This window comes from Methylocaldum sp., assembly GCF_039794385.1.
Classification (GTDB): domain Bacteria; phylum Pseudomonadota; class Gammaproteobacteria; order Methylococcales; family Methylococcaceae; genus Methylocaldum.
This window is the reverse complement of the sequence record NZ_JBDIVO010000080.1, coordinates 1-15,989: the sequence shown is the minus strand read 5'-3', so window position 1 is coordinate 15,989 and position 15,989 is coordinate 1. Positions and strand designations below refer to the sequence as shown.

Below are 15,989 nucleotides of genomic sequence, written 5' to 3'. Positions count from 1 at the left end.
CTCCGCTGGGGGTTTAACGATCTGTCGCATTTCAGCCGGGCTTTCAAGCAGCGCTTCGGCTGCTCGCCGCGGGAATATCGACAGCGGGAACTCTAAGAGCCTATCTCGGTAGACCGTTCGCCCCGAGCCCTTCGACAAGCTCAGGGCGAACGGCCTACTGGGATAGGCTCTTAGAGCATTTTCATACCTACTGTACGGGCACTGGCGAGTAGGTCGGGAATTCCTTCCAATCGCAAACGGTCGCTTTAGTCGCGACCCTTCCAATCGCAAATGGTCGCTTTAGTCGCGACCCTTCCAATCGCAAATGGTCGCTTTAGTCGCGACCCTTCCAATCGCAAACGGCGTCTTCGGGAAGGGCGTGGCCGGCGCTCCCGGCTAGGCCGTTTGCGATTGGAAGGGTCATCCCAGCGCTCCTGGGATGACCGTTTGCGATTGGAGCGCCGAAGCCGCCCTTCCCGACGCCATGCTCCGGCCGAGCGTCTTCGTCGGCAAGGGATTGCCGACCTACGACCGTGCATCCCCGTAGATCGGGAATCCCTTCCCGACGCCACGTCCCGGCCGAGCGTCTTCGTCGGAAGGGTCGCGACTAAAGCGACCGTTTGCGATTGGGAAAGGATTGCCGACCTCCGAAAGCTTGAGTCGATCTACCCTGGCTGAAGGCGCCAACGACTCCTGCCAGGCCTGTTTTGCCGTACGAGCGAGATGAAAACGCTCTAAATGCCTGCGCGCAGATTCGGCACGATTGACCGTTCCATCGAAAAAATTCGGCATCGGGTGAATGGAGAAGTGGAATTGAGTTCGCTATTGCGTCGTCCTGCCTTGCAGAGAGATCCATGAAAAAGAAACGACTTGCACTTTCGGCAATCACGCTCCTGCTTTCCGCATCCGCATTATCCGGCAGCTTTATTTCCATCCGCGATCATCAACATCTCAATATCCCATGTCTTATATTCGGGATTATCGGATTTTCCGGCGGGATTTTAACCGCGGTTCGCCTTTCCATCGGAAGACAGCTCGTAATGGTTTTTATTCATTACAGGTGGTTTTCATTTATGGTGAAAACTTCGTTTTCAAATTGGATCCCGGATTCGCCATACCTTTGAATATGCTGGAAGGTTCCATACAAGATGTCGCAAACCCGAGAGGGCTTGGTATCAATCTATTTGCGATATTACTTTTGGTGCTGAGTTCAAAACGCATTCTCATAGATCATGATTACCCTTGAAAAGCTCGAGATATACCAACGATTCGACGGCGACATCGATGGCTGGATTCGGGGCTCGCGACATCCCGATTCATCCGGCATGACCGATGCCGACTGGTCTTTGATCGATGAGCTGCGAACCGCGCTCCACATTATCGCTTCGGGGGCGGCCTCTCCGCGGTTTGCCGCGGCGACTGAACGGAAACTGCGCTTATCCGTGGCCGATGAACGAACTCGCGAGGCGTTGCGCAAACTCGCAGTGCCAAAATGAGCTACACGACCCGCGAACCGTTTCGAGTCGCGCATCGGAAGCCGGCGACAATCGACCCTGTCCTGTCGCGGAACAAATTTAGAGGGCGGGTCCACGAAATTCAGGCTATTAACCGGTATTATCGCCGCATGCTCAAACTGTCACGGGTCACCAAAAGCTATGACGGCGTTGCCGTGCTTCGCGACATCGATCTCTCGATTCCCGAGGGGCAGGTGGCGGTGATCATCGGCGCGAGCGGCTGCGGCAAATCCACTCTGCTCCGGCTGGCGAACGGCCTGGTCCTCCCGGACCGAGGCACCGTCGAGTTGATGGGCACGCCGGTCACCGCCTCGACGGCTCTGGCACTGCGCCGCCGAATGGGCTATGTCATCCAGGAGGGCGGACTGTTTCCGCACTTGACCGCCCGCGGCAACGTGGCCTTGATGCCGGGCCGGCTCGGCTGGTCATCCGCGCGAACAGAGGCGCGGATGATCGAACTCGCAGAACTGGTCCGCCTGCCTACGGGAGCGCTCGACCGCTACCCGTCCCAACTCTCCGGAGGCGAACGGCAACGAGTGGCCCTGATGCGGGCGCTGATGCTGGACCCCGAGATCCTGCTGCTGGACGAACCGCTCGGCGCACTGGACCCGCTGATCCGCTACGAACTCCAGACCGATCTCAAGACGCTGTTCACCGCTCTCGGGAAAACCGTTCTAATGGTGACGCACGATCTGAGCGAGGCCGGCCATTTTGCCGACGAGATCGTGCTGCTGCGCGAGGGCTCCATCGAACAGCAAGGGCCGATGACGGCTTTGATCGATTCGCCGGCCACCGAGTACGTCGCGCGCTTCGTGCGGGCGCAGCGCAGCCTGGTCGACGGACTTGTGCAACGGGCGACATGATCTACCGGCTGATCCTGCTCTTGAGCTTGTGGATCGGTTACGGCTCGGCTCCTGAAGCCGGGGAGACGACGGGTGTGGCCGTGGGTTCCAAGGAGTTCACGGAATCGGTGATCCTCGGCGAGATCGCGACCCAGATCCTCGAAAGCGCGAGGATCGACGTGCAACACCGAAAGCAGCTCGGCGGGACCCGGTTCCTTTGGCAGGCTTTGATCGATGGCGAGATCGACCTCTATCCCGAATATACCGGGACTCTGATCGAGGAGGTTCTGGGCGGTCGGCTACAAGGGAAGCGGGACCTGGCGACGCTGCGCAGGGTCCTGGCGGAACAGGGCGTGTCGATGACCGAGCCGCTCGGATTCAACAACACCTATGCCCTCGGGATGATGACCGCTCGCGCGGACCGCTTGGGAATCACCACCATCTCCGAGCTGCGCGACCACCCGGAGCTCAAGTTCGGTTTCAGCAACGAATTCATGGCTAGGGCGGATGGATGGCCCGGGCTCAAACGAGCCTACCGCTTACCCCAGCAAGCGGTCGTGGGTCTGGATCATGGGCTCGCCTATCGCGGCCTTGCCGGCGGCCGCCTGGATGTGACCGACCTCTATACCACCGACGCGGAGATTCAATACTACTCGCTCCGGGTGCTAGAGGATGACCGAGGCTATTTCCCCGACTATCGCGCCGTGTTTCTTTACCGGGCCGACCTCGCCGAACGCCTGCCGGCCGTCCTTCCGGTACTCCGACAACTGGAAGGCCGGATTTCGGAGAAAGAGATGACCGCCATGAACGCGGCGGCCAAGCTCGGCAAGGTGTCGGAGCGCAAGGTGGCCGCCGACTTCCTGCGGAAACGGCTAGCCATCGCGTCCGAAGCCGAGGTCGAGGGCCTGGCTGCCAGCCTGTGGCGTCACACGCTCGAACATCTCTCTCTGGTCGCAATCTCGCTGGCCGCCGCCATCCTCGTGGCCATTCCGCTGGGTATTCTATGCGCGCGTAGACCGCGCCTGGGAAGGCTGGTACTCGGGGCCACCGGGATTCTTCAAACGATACCGTCGCTGGCGCTCCTCGTGTTCATGATCCCGCTGCTCGGAATCGGAGCCTGGCCGGCCGTCACCGCTCTGTTCCTGTACAGCCTCCTGCCCATCGTGCGCAATACCTATACCGGGCTTCAGAACATTCCCGGTCCGCTGCTCGAATCGGCCGATGCGCTCGGCCTCCCCCGCTTCGCCCGGCTGCGACTGGTGGAGTTGCCCCTGGCCTTGCGCACCATCATCTCCGGAGTCAGGACGGCTGCCGTGATCAACGTCGGCATGGCGACCCTTGGCGCGCTGATCGGTGCGGGAGGATATGGGCAGCCGATTCTCACGGGCATTCGCCTGGACGATACGGGATTGATCCTCCAAGGGGCTGTCCCTGCGGCCCTGCTTGCGCTATTGATCGAGGGCGTCTTCGAGCTCGCCGAACGCCGGCTGGTACCAAAGGGGTTGCGCGGGTGACCGGAAACCGCCCGGCGTTGCACAACCTTTCGCAGCCCGCCGGGGCTTACGACCCGCTAACCGTCTTGAGTCTCGTATCGATCTGCCGAGCCAGGTTCTCGATGCCCTTGGCGGTGAAGTTCTGCTGTTGGCCCTTGACCTCGACGATGAAGTCGCCGACGACATTGCCGGTCTTGGTATCGATCAAATGCGCCATGAGATAGACGAACAGGAAACTCGGCTTGTGCAACCGTCCGACCACGACGAACTCGCTCCCGCTATTTTTCCCGAGCTCCGCCGCTTCGTCCGAATGATCCCAGAGGTATCCGAACCCCTTGGTGGCGGCGGCTTGAGCGGCCGGGTCGGTCGCATCGATGCGATAGCCCTTGCCACTCAAATGTTCCTCCAGTAACCGTTTCAGCGAGGCCGTTCTTTCCACTTCTTCGGCAACGCCCGGATTCGAGGTGACATCGTTCAACTCGAAATCCAGAACCCCAATACTGGAATTCGCGCGTACCGGAAGGGAAACGAGGATCGCGAGAGTAAGGACTGAAATGATCTTGCTTAAGACAGACATGACTATGCTCCTATCGTAAATCCTGCTCGATGCCGCTGATCGCTGTTCAAACTTCGTGGCCGGGCACATCGATCGCTTTCGTCACATTCAGCTTTTCGAGCATGCTTGCTTTCTCCGGAAGTTGGACCGGAAAGCCCAAGGCGGACAGCTATTGCCTTCTTGGCGGCCTTTCCCGCAGGTCTTGGACGAAATAGGCTATGGCCCGGCGCCAGGATTCGTCCTTGTCACCCCGAAAATCGAAGGCGCGGTTGATCAGGGTTTGCCCCGTGGCGACGTCGCGGATTTGGATGTGCAGGCTGAGGACCAGATTGCTCATTCGGAACACCCATCCGACGAGAACCCGCTCGGCGCCGAGCCGCCGGGCGATGTCCAGCTCGCAGCCGTTGCAGGCATGCAGATAGCGGGCCGACTTCAGCTCGGCGACGAGTTCGGGAGCCGGCCCATGATCCACCACCCGGTACAACCCGCTGCGGCTCAGATCGTCCCGCAAAACCTCGGTCATGACAGCGAGCCGCCTGCCCCACTCGGCCTCCCGCGTGCTGTCGCCGAGATCGCCGGTGAGTTCCAAGTCCAGCACTGCGAGCGTCTTAAGATCAGGACTTTCACCCGTCGACGCCCGCTCGGCCGGAGGACTGTTCTGAGACCAGACGGGGGAATGGACTAGCACCAGAACTGCAAAAATCGAGATCAGCCGAACGAACGGGGAACGATGCATCGGAATCGCCTCATTGAAATCCAGCCTTCTTACCGGGTACGCTGCTTGGGTCACAGCGAGTTCTTCGCCCAAGCTACGGCTCAGATTACAGCATAACAATTGACGTTTCGTCAAAATCTATCCATGCCGTCAAAATCATGACGAAATTAACCCGAAAGCAACGTGAAATCATCGCCCGGAAGGAATTGATTTTGGACATATCGGCGAAGCTGATCGCCGAACAGGGCTTCAGCAACTTCGGGATGGACCGGATCGCGGAGTTGACCGAATATTCCAAGGGCACCATTTACCAGCACTTCCAGTGCAAGGAGGAGGTGCTGATGCACCTTTGCATACGCGGACTCCGAACCTGGCGCGACTTTTTCGATCGCGCGCTGAAGCTCCGCGGCAACAGCCGCGAACGGCTGCTGGCCATACACCTGGCCCACCACTTCTACGCCAAGCTGTACCCGGTGGAATACGAAAGCATTTACACGGTCAAGTCCGCCGGCGTCCGGGAAAAAATCTCGCCGGAGAGCCACGCGGCTCAAAACGAGCTCATGAAGGACGTGATCGACCGGGTCGTCATCGTCATCGACGAAGCCATCGAAAACGGCGACTTGAAGCTGCCGGGGACCATGGCGCCGCAGGACCTGGTCTACGGTTTCTGGGCATTGCATTACGGCGAACTCATGTTCGAAACCTTCAACTTCCCTTACCGGAACATGGGGATCGGCGACCTGGAGAACAACGTCCGGCTGGTTTTGCGGACCCTGCTGGACGGGCTTCCCTGGGAACCGGTCTCGACCCGGCACGACTACACCGCTTCGGCGGAGCGCATCATGCGCGAAATCTTTCCCGAGGAAGCGGCGGCGATCGCGGCACGCTGAGATCGTTTTATCGTTCTGAAAGAGCAGCGGCTTCGCTAGGTGGCGCTTCGATCGCCGCCTCCGGTGCCTCCACCTCAGCCTGTGCAACCAGCCGACGGAGACGTCCCTATTCGAAATGTCCAGCAAGTTCCGCGTCCGCAGAATTGCTAGAATCCGCCGTTTAACTCCAGGAAAGCATTCATCTGCATGGGAACAGGACTTCGGAAAACGGTCGGGCGTCGCAAGCATAGACCTCCGGCCAGCGGCGAAGCACGCCGCCCCTTACACCTTCCCCGCCTCTGGCAAGGCATCGGCTGGCTGATGGTCGCCGTCGTGGTCTGGCTGAGCCTGACGCCGGAACCGCCTCAGCCGCCCACGCCGTTGCTCGCTTGGGACAAGGCGCAACATGCCTTGGCGTATGCCTCGCTGACGTACTGGTTTCGACAGGCCTTCCTGCCCCGTTGGCGCTGGCCGCTGTTTCTCCTTTTCCTGGGGATCGGACTGGAATTTCTTCAAGGACTCAGCAACGTGCGTACATTCGATCCGGTCGACATGGTCGCCAACGGCATCGGCGTTTGCCTCGGCCTGGCGCTCAGCCGCACCCCGCTCGGAAGGCTGCTTGCGAAGATCGATGCGCTTGTCGGCGGCAAAGGCTAGGCCGCTCGGCGGGTTACGGCCTTACAATACTTTCCGGTCCGGTTTAGCGGTCCAAGGGAGAGTAGGTCGGGAATCCTTTCCCGACGCAACCGTCGGAAAAACGGCTTCGTCGGCAAGGGGTTGCCGACCTACTATTAGCCCACATTTCTCGCACGCCTTTGTCGCAAGGGTGTCAAGGCGCTGCACCGGCCAGCGGGGAGCCGGCGAACAGCGCAGTGCCCGAGGGGTACGGCAAAGCCCCTGGCTACTTCCCTCCCCCCTCGCCACCCTCGGTGTCGATCGTCGGCGCGTCCATGCTCTTCTCGATGGCCCTGATGGCTTCCAGTTTCTCCCGAAGAATTTTCGCCTCGTCGGTCGGGGGATTGGTCTTATCGACCGTCTTCGAGTCCGGGGCACAAACCGTCGCCTGTTTGCGGTCCGGTTTTCGTTCCGCGGCTACCGCTTTTCTCGACAGACTCCCGGCCCGCTTCAGAGTCTCCATTTGAATGGCAACCAGGTTCTGTACCCTTCCGTCCGGCATCCGCTCGGGGGGTATGGCCCCCACGGACGCCAAGATCTTGGTCGTGTCGCCGCAGGCTTCGGAAAGCGTTCGCGCAATCAGAAGGTGCAAGCGCACGCCGACGTCCGGATTTTGCCGGTAATGCTTGAGCATCCGCCGGCATTCCTCGGCGCGAGATGCGGCGGTTTTATTGGCGAACGCGGCGCCGAAGCCCAGCAGTTCGTCGATATCCGATCGCGAATAGGCATCGTGGGAAGGTGTGTAATACGAAGCCCGGTAGCGGTCCGGGTAGAATTCCGCGCAGCCGGCCAACACCGAGAGCCCCATTAAAACTGTACTGCGGACAAGCATGTTCATTCAGGCAGCCTCGACCAGCGGTAATTGAACCCGGATGCGAGCGCCTTGTTTGTCCTGCCGCGGTTCGAGAACCTCGATCTTTCCGCGCTGATTGGCGACGCACTCGCTGGCGATGGCCAATCCCATTCCGGTACCTTCGGTGGCGAGGCTGGACGCGGCCTTGCCCCGGTAAAACGGTTCGAATACATGCTTGCTTTCCTCTTCGTCGATACCGGGCCCGTCGTCTTCGACCTCCAGCTCCATGTTGCCCCCCACGGCGCGGAGAATGATTCGAATTTCGCCGCCTACGGGCGAGTAGCTCACGGCATTGGAAATCAGGTTGTCAATAATGGTTTGTAGCTGGTCCCGATCGCCGGACACCTCGACCGGCTGGACCAATTCCTTGACCGTCAAGGACTTCGCTTGCAGGCGAGGCCGGTGATCCGCGATGACGGACCTTAACAGATCCTGCATCTTAACGCTTTCGGCGACATTCTGTTCCGGTTCCTCGTGAAGCCGGTTGTAGCGGGTCAGCTCCGCCAACAACTCTTGCAGCTTTTGAATGTTCGTGGTCAGCGTCCGGCCGATTTCGCGCTGTTCAGGACCGGCTTCGTCACTCATCATCTCGAGCTGTTCCGCGCTTTCGACGATCCGGGCCAGCGGCGTCTCGATCTCGATCGATACATTATCCATCAACTGCCGTTTCGACTCTTCGAGCGAGCGCAGGCGCGTCCGCAACAATTCCAATTGATCGCCGAGATACCGAAGATCTTGCGGCCCCGCCACGCTGATAGGCTTTCCGAAATCCCGCGCCGTCAGCCTTCGGATCGCTTCGTCCAACTGCCGGACCGAGCGGCTGAGCAAGGTCAGCAAGAACAGGATGACGGCAACCGAAGTAGGCAAGAGAAATCCTGCCTTGATCACCAGATCCTGCTGAACCGATCTCGACTGTGCGTAGAGCTGTTTCGCCTCCCGGTCGACCTGTTCCGAGATTTCCTGCCACAAAGCATTAGCCGCCGCATGCAAACCTTGAAATGCCTGGTCGTCGGGCAGGGCGACGCGATCGCCGGTGTCGGAGCTGATGATTTGCTCGTAAACCAAGCGCTCTTGCTCCGACAACCGGTTGATCGAAAGCGCGACTTTTTCGTCCACGCCCATTTTCAGCAGTTCGCCCAAGGCCTCCCTCAGGGAGTTCCGAACGGTTTCGTAAGACTGCCGCTCATAGGGCTGGCGCAAGGCCGGATGCGCCAAAATGACGAAGAGCTTGGCTTTTCGCTCGATATCGGAAACCATTTGTAGCGCCGAGCGGGCGGTTTTCACCTGCTCGACGATCTGATAAAAGGTTCTTTGCTCCAGCCGCGCGATGTCGCGCATGGCGAAGGCCGCATACATCACGGCAAACAGCAAGGGAACCAGAACGACCACGAACCCTATGGGGATCAGGTATTTCAGCGAGAATAACTTTTCGAATCTCATCCGCTTCAAATCAATCATTGCCGCATCGTTGGGTTCGCAAACCGACCTCGACGATGCCGTAACACTCTTGTGACCTCCCTTATGATAGGGATTTATCGTCCGGTCGTGTTGAATGGCGTGTTCGCCCCACGAGCGACTTCCTGCGCAGCGGCGTATTCTGCAAGGTGAATCGAATGACAAAGCATTTTTTTTCGAAGGGCGGATTTGCCATTGCGGCGGCAACCTGGCTGACTTTGGCTACCGGCGCCGAACTCTCGGGATTGCCGGTTCCGGGCAGCGCCGAGAATCCTGCTCTGCTGCTCGAACTCGGCAGCCAGCCGCCGTCGGCCGCAGCCCAGGACAATGCGACGCGTGTTTATAAGGGCGATGTCAGTGCGCACGAAGGAGACGCCTCGATTCAAACCGGTCCGGATGATATCAGTTCGCTGCATCCGGGATTCGGCTCGTGGAGTGTCGCTTTCCGATTCAAACTGGAACCCCGGGCGAACGCGAGCCCCTACACCTTTTGGGCGCGCTGGCGGCAAGGCGGCGAACCGGAGGTTTGCGTGCAGACCTTCGAGATTTGGGCGGGACCCGATGCCTCGAAGCTCGAACAACGCGCGGTCGTGAAGCTGAAACCCAAGGGCTGGGAATACGCCTGGATCGGCGCGGAAACCCCGCTGACGCTCAAGGCCGACGATACCGTAATCGAAATCCGCGACAGCGGAGCCGGCCACGACGCCAAGATTTTCGACGCTTTTCTGCTCGGCGGCCCAGAGTCGCCGACGGCGCTTCCGGAACAAGGCACTAACGAACTTCCGGCGGTTCTTCTGGAATTGGGCAAAACGCCGCTTTGGATGTCGGCGGGCAAAGATCCCGCGATTCGGGTCCATCCCGGAACCGCTGCGGGACTCGAAGGCGCGGGCTCGATCCTGACCGAAAAAGACGAAGTCCAGGTTTTTCATCAAGGCTTCGGCGCTTGGGGCGCGAGCTTTAGGTTCAGCCTCGATCCCGCCGTTCCGCCCGGCCTCTATCGCTTCTTCGCAAGGTACAAGAGCGGCGGCGAAGTGTCGCAGGTCGCCCAGACCTTCACCGTAAAAGCCGGCGCCGATCCGAATGCACTGGCCGCTCGCGGCGAATTCGTAGTGACCAACACCTCGCCCTGGGAATACCAGTGGGTGAAAGGCGCTGCCACCGTGGCCATCTTGCCGGGCGACAAGGTGCTGCAAATAGAAAACGCGGGTAAAGCCGACGGCGCGAAGGTTTTCGATGCCTTTCTCCTCAAGATGGAAACGCCGCTCGGCGACTGGATGAGCGCCTCGGCGGCGGAAGCCCGAAACCGCTTTCTGGCGCGGACGAAGAGTGTGTCCGATCCTAGCGGACAGCTCTACGTGCTCGACGGCAAGGGCGATCATGGCGAAATTTTGTTCCGGGGATTGGCGGCCGATGCCGCACGCCAGCGGGTTCAAAAGCTCCGGGTGAACTATTCGATCGGGCCCGAAGCCGAGGACATGGCACGGCGCCTCAATCTGCCCGCGCTGCCCGCCGCGCTCGTAACCGACAACAACTACACCGTGCTCGGCGCCCTCGCCTCGCCGAAAAACGAAGCGGCCGTGGCGAAATTTCTCGCCGATCCGGAACACGCGGGCACGATGCTCACAATCCCGGCCGTCACATCAGACGCGCCTACCACGCTCCATAACGGCGTGCCCGAAGCCTGGCTGGTGGGCGGATTGCAGGATGGCCTTGCGGGCGTTTCGATTTACGGCCTCGATAGCGAAACCGTGCTGCGTCCGAATCCCGGCCAGCCCTACCTCAGCACCGCCATGATGGGCGGCAAGATAAAGACCTGGCAAAAGGCTCCGGCCGCAGCCAATGGCGTCACCGTCATCGAGCCCGCCACCGATCACTCCTACGGCTGGTCGCGCGGAACCGGCTACGCTCAGCTCTATCTTCACGTCGACCAGCCGACCCAGGCGCTGCTGAAATTGCGCCAGTCCGGGATCAGAACCGCCGGATGGCTGGACGGGCAGCCCCTCTCCTTCGCCGACGATCCGAACCCGCCGGCCGACTTCCCGGTTCCGGGCGAACCCGCCAAGAATGCGCTACAGGGATTCACCACCGAGGGTCTTGCGGTCACTGCCCTGCCGGAACGCGCCGAGCCTTCACAGGCCGCGCCCTTGGCGCTTGCGCCGGGGTGGCATCGTCTGTTGGTCAAGCTGGCGATGCAGCACGATAAAGGCGAAAGCTTCTTCTTTGCCGCTCGATTTACCGATGAGTCCGGAAGTCCGCTCGATTCGATCAAGACGCAGCTCGCCGATCCGAACGCCGATTTGGCGCTCAATACGATAGCCGCGAAACTCAGGCCGCTCGTCTACGCCGACGCGCCTGCCAATCTGCCCCGCCCGGGCGAACCGCTCAAGCTGCGCGCCGATATCCGCTGGCATCCGATTCTGGAGGAAAGTGATCTATCGGCCCCCCTGCCCCGCTTCCGCGCCAAGCTGCGCCTCAGGATGACGGATTACCGGGGCAACGAGGTCGCCGTGAAAGAGATCGATGGTCTCTTCCCCGGCGAGGCCACGCTCGATTTCGGAAAAACGCCCAAAACGGGTTATTACGCCGTCTACCCCTCCCTGCACACGCCCGACGGCAGGCTCATCATGGCCTATCCCGCCGACGGCTTCACCGTGGTTCGCGGAAACGCCGCCCAAAAGGAACGGCTGGACAAGAAAAAGCTCTGGAACAACGACTATTACGCCTTCTTCGACGGCGACAAAGGCTTCCGCCAGGAGGGCGGATACTTCGCCTGGCTGGAGCGCACGGGCATCTACAAGAGCTACGGCTCCTATCCCGGATTCCAGCCGGAACACCAGGCGAAGTGGGAGCGCGCCAAGTCGCGCGGACTGGTCTTCTTCGGCGACACCTCGGGCGACAGCCACTGGCTCAACGACAAACCGGAAGACGGCCGCGCCTTCATCGAAAAGGCCTCGGCATATACCCGCTTCTTCAAGGCCACCAATGAAATCGACATCCGCCGGGAAGGGGAATGGCAAAAACTGCGCGCCCCCGCCCATTGGGTCGAGCGGGCTAAGTGGGAGTACGAAGCGGTGCACCAGGCACGAAAGGACGGCCATTACGTCGGCGGCAGCCTGGTGCGCCCCGGCGATATGACGGATGACGGAGGCTATGCCGGGGGCGTGAGCTCCGGGAAGTGGTTCGCCGAAGTGCTCAAGCTCGGCCTCGACAAGTACCAGGACGCCTGGGACGTGCACGCCTATCCGCAACGCCCGCCCCGCTTCGGAGGCCCCATCGGCAACGGCTCCACCGAAGACGAGAGAGGTGTCCTCTCAGCTTACGAAAGTCTCGGACGAAAGAATACCCTGCCCTTCTGGCTGGGCGAAGCCGGCGCCAAGACGGCCCATGGTTTCACCGGCCGCCGCTGGCAGGCGGAACAGGCCGCGAAGATGATCGCCTGGGCCAACAGCCGCAGCGACTACTTGGGGCTGGCCTTCTGCCTCGGCCACGAATACGACTGGGGCTACGGCCGCCTCTGGGACTACTCCATGGGTCACAAACCCGCCGAGGCGGCTCTCTACACCGCCGGCGCCCTGATCGACGGCTTGCCCTACAAGGCCGTGGACACCCAAGACGCCAACATCCAGGCCGCCTATTTCGGCGAAACCTTCATGATCTGGCGGACGGACGAGCAGGCGAGCGATTGGCCGCTAAAGCTCGATCCGGGCAAGGCTTGGGTTGTGGTAGACGTGGTGGGACATGCTGAAAATCTTGCGGTCGATAAGGACGGCAAGGCGGCTGTCAGGGTGTCGGCGAGTCCGTTGTATATTCTGAGCAAGGGGGATTATGAAAGGTTGATGCGGGGGCGGTAGCTGGTTGATGGGTTTCGCTTCGCTCTACCCATCCTACATGGGCTTAACTTGAAATAAGATGCAGTATGCCTTTCCGTATTTCACAGCCATCGTTTCAGTCGCTGTATATTGAAATGCAGGTACTTGGCAATACCATTGCATCGGGTAGCAGCTTCGTAGTCATAGGTGCTGCTGGAGTGCCATTCCTCATTACGAATCGTCACAACGTCACAGGCCGAAACCAAGATTCCGGAGAACTTCTTTCAACCACAGGTGCTATACCTGATACTCTCGTCATCTCACACAATTCCAAATCCGGCTTGGGCGAATTCGTAAAGGTAAAAGAACCGCTCTACAATGGCGATACTCCGCGTTGGATCGAACATCCAACTCTAGGCGCTAAAGCTGACGTCGTTGCCCTTCCGGTATCCGAATCAGACGGCGTAGCGTTGTATCCGTATAAAACGCGTTATGAGACTCACTTAGATATTGAGCCAGCACAAATGGTCAGTGTTGTAGGTTTTCCCTTTGGCATGCGGACAGGACCTTCATTCGCAGTATGGGCTACGGGCTTTGTCGCATCAGAGCCAGAAATCAATCATAACGGTTTACCGGTCTTTCTAATTGACTGCCGAACTCGGAAAGGCCAATCTGGTTCTCCTGTCATTCTTTATCGGAATGGCGGCGGGATTATTACCCACGAGAACTCTACCAGTGTCATCAGTCCGGTTTGTCAGCTGTTAGGCATCTATAGTGGCCGTATAAATCCAGAGTCCGATCTTGGCATTGTTTGGAAGTCCTACGTAATTGCCGAGCTAATTGATTACGCGAATACAACTTGTAGCCCATAGCCCTCGTAGGATGGGTAGAGCGAAGCGAAACCCATCATCCCAGAGCCTATTCGAAATCCAGATCCCCCATTTCCGGACCCGCCCAATCCTTCGAGTAAATACCCAATCGGACATACCGATGAAATGAAGAATACGGCCAGTTTGACACTGCCTTTACATATCCGTGTTTCACGGGATTATGGTGAATGTAATCGACGTGCCACGCGAAATCTTCTTCGTCGCGGATGACGTGTTCCCAAAATCGGCGTTGCCATACTCCGCGTTCACCCTTACGGGAACGACTTTTGGAAATGCGTTCTCCCTTTTCAATCTCTCTGGAAAAGGCTGATTTAATTTGCCGCCAGCGTAGGCTGAAATCCTGTTCGCTCTTTGGCAGGGTCCAAATCGTATGGAGGTGGTCCGGCAAAATCACTACCGCGTCGATCGTGAATGGATGCGCTCCTTTGACCACACGAAAAGCTTCGCGCAAGGCACCAATATGGTCCGTCAACAGCTTGCGATGCCGCTCTGCGAGGTTAACCGTAAAGAAATATGTACCTCCCTCGACACGGAAACGGCGATAGTCGGTCATGGTTTACTCGGAGTCTTTAGAATCGTCTATGGTGTATCACAATTCTGGAATGATGGGTTTCGCTACGCTCTACCCATCCTACGCGATCTCGCCGGATGTCCCCGCGTGTCAATGAGAGCGACAACCGCCTTTTGCTTACCCCAGCCCCAAACTTGTCACAAAAATGAGGAACTACCGTAAATAAATTGTTCTCGAATTGAAAGGATTCACCTTTGAGGAAGGAGGGAATCATGAAGGCGTTAAGGAATAACGAGCAGGGAACGGGCAGAGCGAAGAAACATCTCCGTGCAGGCTTGTCGGTCGCCCTGCCGTTGATGGGGATCTGGTCGCAGACGGCGCTCGCCCAATTGACCTGCGGCATCACGCAGCTCACCGACGGGAACACGTTCGGAGCCATCGTCCAGCAAAACAATGCGTCCATAAGCGCCGACGGCAGCCGCATCGCCTTTCATCTCGACGCGGACCTGACGGGAGGCAATGCTGACCGCAATTTCGAGCTCTTCCTGTTCGATACCAATACGAACACCGTCACCCAGATTACCAATACGACGAGCGGATCAGCGCCGGCCAACCATGCTCCCTCTCTGAACGCGGACGGTACCCGTATCGCCTTCGAGTCGACCGCGGATTTGACCGGGCAGAACCCGGAGCTGAACAGAGAGATCTTTGTGTTCGACGCCACGGCTGGCGCCTTCACGCAGCTCACCGAAAACGCCGGAATCGGCCAGGCCTTCCTGCCATCCATCAACGCCGACGGCACCCGTGTCGCTTTCGAGTCCAACGCGAATCCGACCGGTCAGAACCCTAACGGCAACTCTGAAATAGACCTGGTCGACACGGCGGCCAATAGCACCACTCAGATCACCAATTCCCCCGCCAGGGCCGGCAGCTTCAATGCGTCGATCAGCGCAAACGGCACCCGCATCGCCTTCGAATCCGATGAGGACCTGACCGGCGGGAATCCCGACTTCAACCGGGAGATATTCCTGTTCGACACAGCGACCAACGCCACGACGCAGCTCACCAACTCCATCGCAAGCGCGGCCGGAATCGGCAACTTCGCTCCATCCATCAATGCCGACGGTACCCGCATTGCCTTTCACTCCAACCAGGACCTGACGGGCGGCAACACCGACGGCAACGACGAGATCTTCCTGTTCGACGCGACCGCGGGCGTACTCACGCAGATCACCTATTCCACCGAGGGCGACCCTCTCCTCGAGAACTACTCCGCATCGATTAGTGGCGACGGCGCCCGTATCGCCTTTGTGTCCGGCCGGGATTTAACCGGGACCAACCCCGACGGCAGTCTCGAAATCGTCTTATTCGATATCACTACCGGCGCCTTTACGCCGGTCACCGATGCCGCGGCGGGCAGCAGTATCAGTCCTTCGATCAGTTTCGACGGGAGACGCATCGCCTTCGTGTCGAGGTCCGACCTGACCGGGGGCAATAGCGACAACTTCGATGAAATATTCCTGGCCGACTGTGTAGAACCCGAGGAAACGCCACTCGATGACGGCCTTACAGACGGCGGAAGCAATGCCGAATCGGTGAGTACGACTTTCTTATCTCGAGGCCGGTGATCATCGGCGGGGATTCCGTCTCCGGGACTACCAAACGTACGCTCACGGGAGACGCGTCGAGGGGCATCTTGAGCGATTATTAACCCGGCCTATAAATATAGGCCGGGTTAATCCGGGGCAGGGATGCCCCGGCGCGGCGACAAGCCGCGTGAGCCCAGGCCGGGCGTGTACCGGGCCTGGGCGGCGGCCCGAAATACCAG

15 protein-coding genes are annotated in these 15,989 nt (G+C 59.4%); 10 read left to right on the top strand and 5 right to left on the bottom strand.

The window, feature by feature from the left end:
* The 5 genes from ABJK70_RS09390 to ABJK70_RS09370 all read left to right on the top strand — a co-directional run.
* Positions 1-96: helix-turn-helix domain-containing protein (locus tag ABJK70_RS09390; protein ID WP_347257851.1), on the top strand; the 96-nt coding region annotated here is incomplete at its 5' end.
* Between the two features lie 737 nt (positions 97-833).
* A complete protein-coding gene (locus ABJK70_RS09385; protein WP_143735231.1) occupies positions 834-1,103 on the top strand; it encodes a hypothetical protein in 270 nt (89 codons plus the stop codon).
* Positions 1,104-1,211: 108 nt separating this feature from the next.
* Positions 1,212-1,475, top strand: coding sequence for a hypothetical protein (locus tag ABJK70_RS09380; protein ID WP_077731707.1), 264 nt, complete (start codon positions 1,212-1,214; stop codon positions 1,473-1,475).
* The gene (locus ABJK70_RS09375; protein ID WP_347257850.1) at positions 1,472-2,356 is read left to right on the top strand and encodes an ATP-binding cassette domain-containing protein; all 885 of its coding nucleotides are present in this window, start codon (positions 1,472-1,474) and stop codon (positions 2,354-2,356) included. The genes ABJK70_RS09380 and ABJK70_RS09375 overlap by 4 nt, the downstream gene beginning before the upstream one ends.
* Positions 2,353-3,849 carry a glycine betaine ABC transporter substrate-binding protein gene (locus ABJK70_RS09370; RefSeq protein ID WP_347257849.1) on the top strand — a complete coding sequence of 499 codons (1,497 nt, stop codon included), beginning with the start codon at positions 2,353-2,355 and terminating at the stop codon, positions 3,847-3,849. Before ABJK70_RS09375 ends, ABJK70_RS09370 begins: the two co-directional genes overlap by 4 nt.
* 46 nt (positions 3,850-3,895) lie before the next feature.
* Here ABJK70_RS09370 and ABJK70_RS09365 read toward each other — a convergent pair whose 3' ends face one another.
* Positions 3,896-4,405, bottom strand: coding sequence for a DUF2380 domain-containing protein (locus ABJK70_RS09365; RefSeq protein ID WP_133717856.1), 510 nt, complete (start codon positions 4,403-4,405; stop codon positions 3,896-3,898).
* Positions 4,406-4,553: 148 nt separating this feature from the next.
* Positions 4,554-5,234 (bottom strand): DUF3280 domain-containing protein, encoded by a 681-nt coding sequence (locus ABJK70_RS09360; RefSeq protein WP_143735232.1) that lies wholly within the window; start codon positions 5,232-5,234, stop codon positions 4,554-4,556.
* 23 nt (positions 5,235-5,257) lie between these two features.
* On the opposite strand from ABJK70_RS09360, the gene ABJK70_RS09355 reads away from it, so the two are divergent.
* Together ABJK70_RS09355 and ABJK70_RS09350 are read left to right on the top strand one after the other, a co-directional pair.
* Positions 5,258-5,989 (top strand): TetR/AcrR family transcriptional regulator, encoded by a 732-nt coding sequence (locus ABJK70_RS09355; RefSeq protein ID WP_077731712.1) that lies wholly within the window; start codon positions 5,258-5,260, stop codon positions 5,987-5,989.
* Positions 5,990-6,175: 186 nt separating this feature from the next.
* Positions 6,176-6,625 (top strand): hypothetical protein, encoded by a 450-nt coding sequence (locus ABJK70_RS09350; protein WP_077731714.1) that lies wholly within the window; start codon positions 6,176-6,178, stop codon positions 6,623-6,625.
* A 244-nt stretch (positions 6,626-6,869) separates the two neighbouring features.
* On the opposite strand, the gene ABJK70_RS09345 is transcribed toward ABJK70_RS09350, so the two are convergent.
* Positions 6,870-7,481, bottom strand: coding sequence for a hypothetical protein (locus ABJK70_RS09345; protein ID WP_240506844.1), 612 nt, complete (start codon positions 7,479-7,481; stop codon positions 6,870-6,872).
* Entirely contained in the window at positions 7,482-8,954 is a 1,473-nt protein-coding gene (locus ABJK70_RS09340) for a HAMP domain-containing sensor histidine kinase (protein WP_240506846.1), read from the bottom strand.
* 155 nt (positions 8,955-9,109) lie between these two features.
* On the opposite strand from ABJK70_RS09340, the gene ABJK70_RS09335 reads away from it, so the two are divergent.
* The gene (locus tag ABJK70_RS09335; protein ID WP_347257848.1) at positions 9,110-12,802 is read left to right on the top strand and encodes a hypothetical protein; all 3,693 of its coding nucleotides are present in this window, start codon (positions 9,110-9,112) and stop codon (positions 12,800-12,802) included.
* A 65-nt stretch (positions 12,803-12,867) separates the two neighbouring features.
* Positions 12,868-13,632: a trypsin-like peptidase domain-containing protein gene (locus tag ABJK70_RS09330; protein WP_133717850.1), complete on the top strand. Its 765-nt coding sequence runs from the start codon at positions 12,868-12,870 to the stop codon at positions 13,630-13,632.
* Positions 13,633-13,678: 46 nt separating this feature from the next.
* Here the strand turns inward: ABJK70_RS09330 and ABJK70_RS09325 are convergent, their stop codons facing one another.
* Positions 13,679-14,203: a transposase gene (locus tag ABJK70_RS09325; RefSeq protein ID WP_347257847.1), complete on the bottom strand. Its 525-nt coding sequence runs from the start codon at positions 14,201-14,203 to the stop codon at positions 13,679-13,681.
* Positions 14,204-14,433: 230 nt separating this feature from the next.
* On the opposite strand from ABJK70_RS09325, the gene ABJK70_RS09320 reads away from it, so the two are divergent.
* Entirely contained in the window at positions 14,434-15,789 is a 1,356-nt protein-coding gene (locus ABJK70_RS09320; protein ID WP_347257846.1) for a hypothetical protein, read from the top strand.
* Positions 15,790-15,989 lie beyond the last annotated feature (200 nt).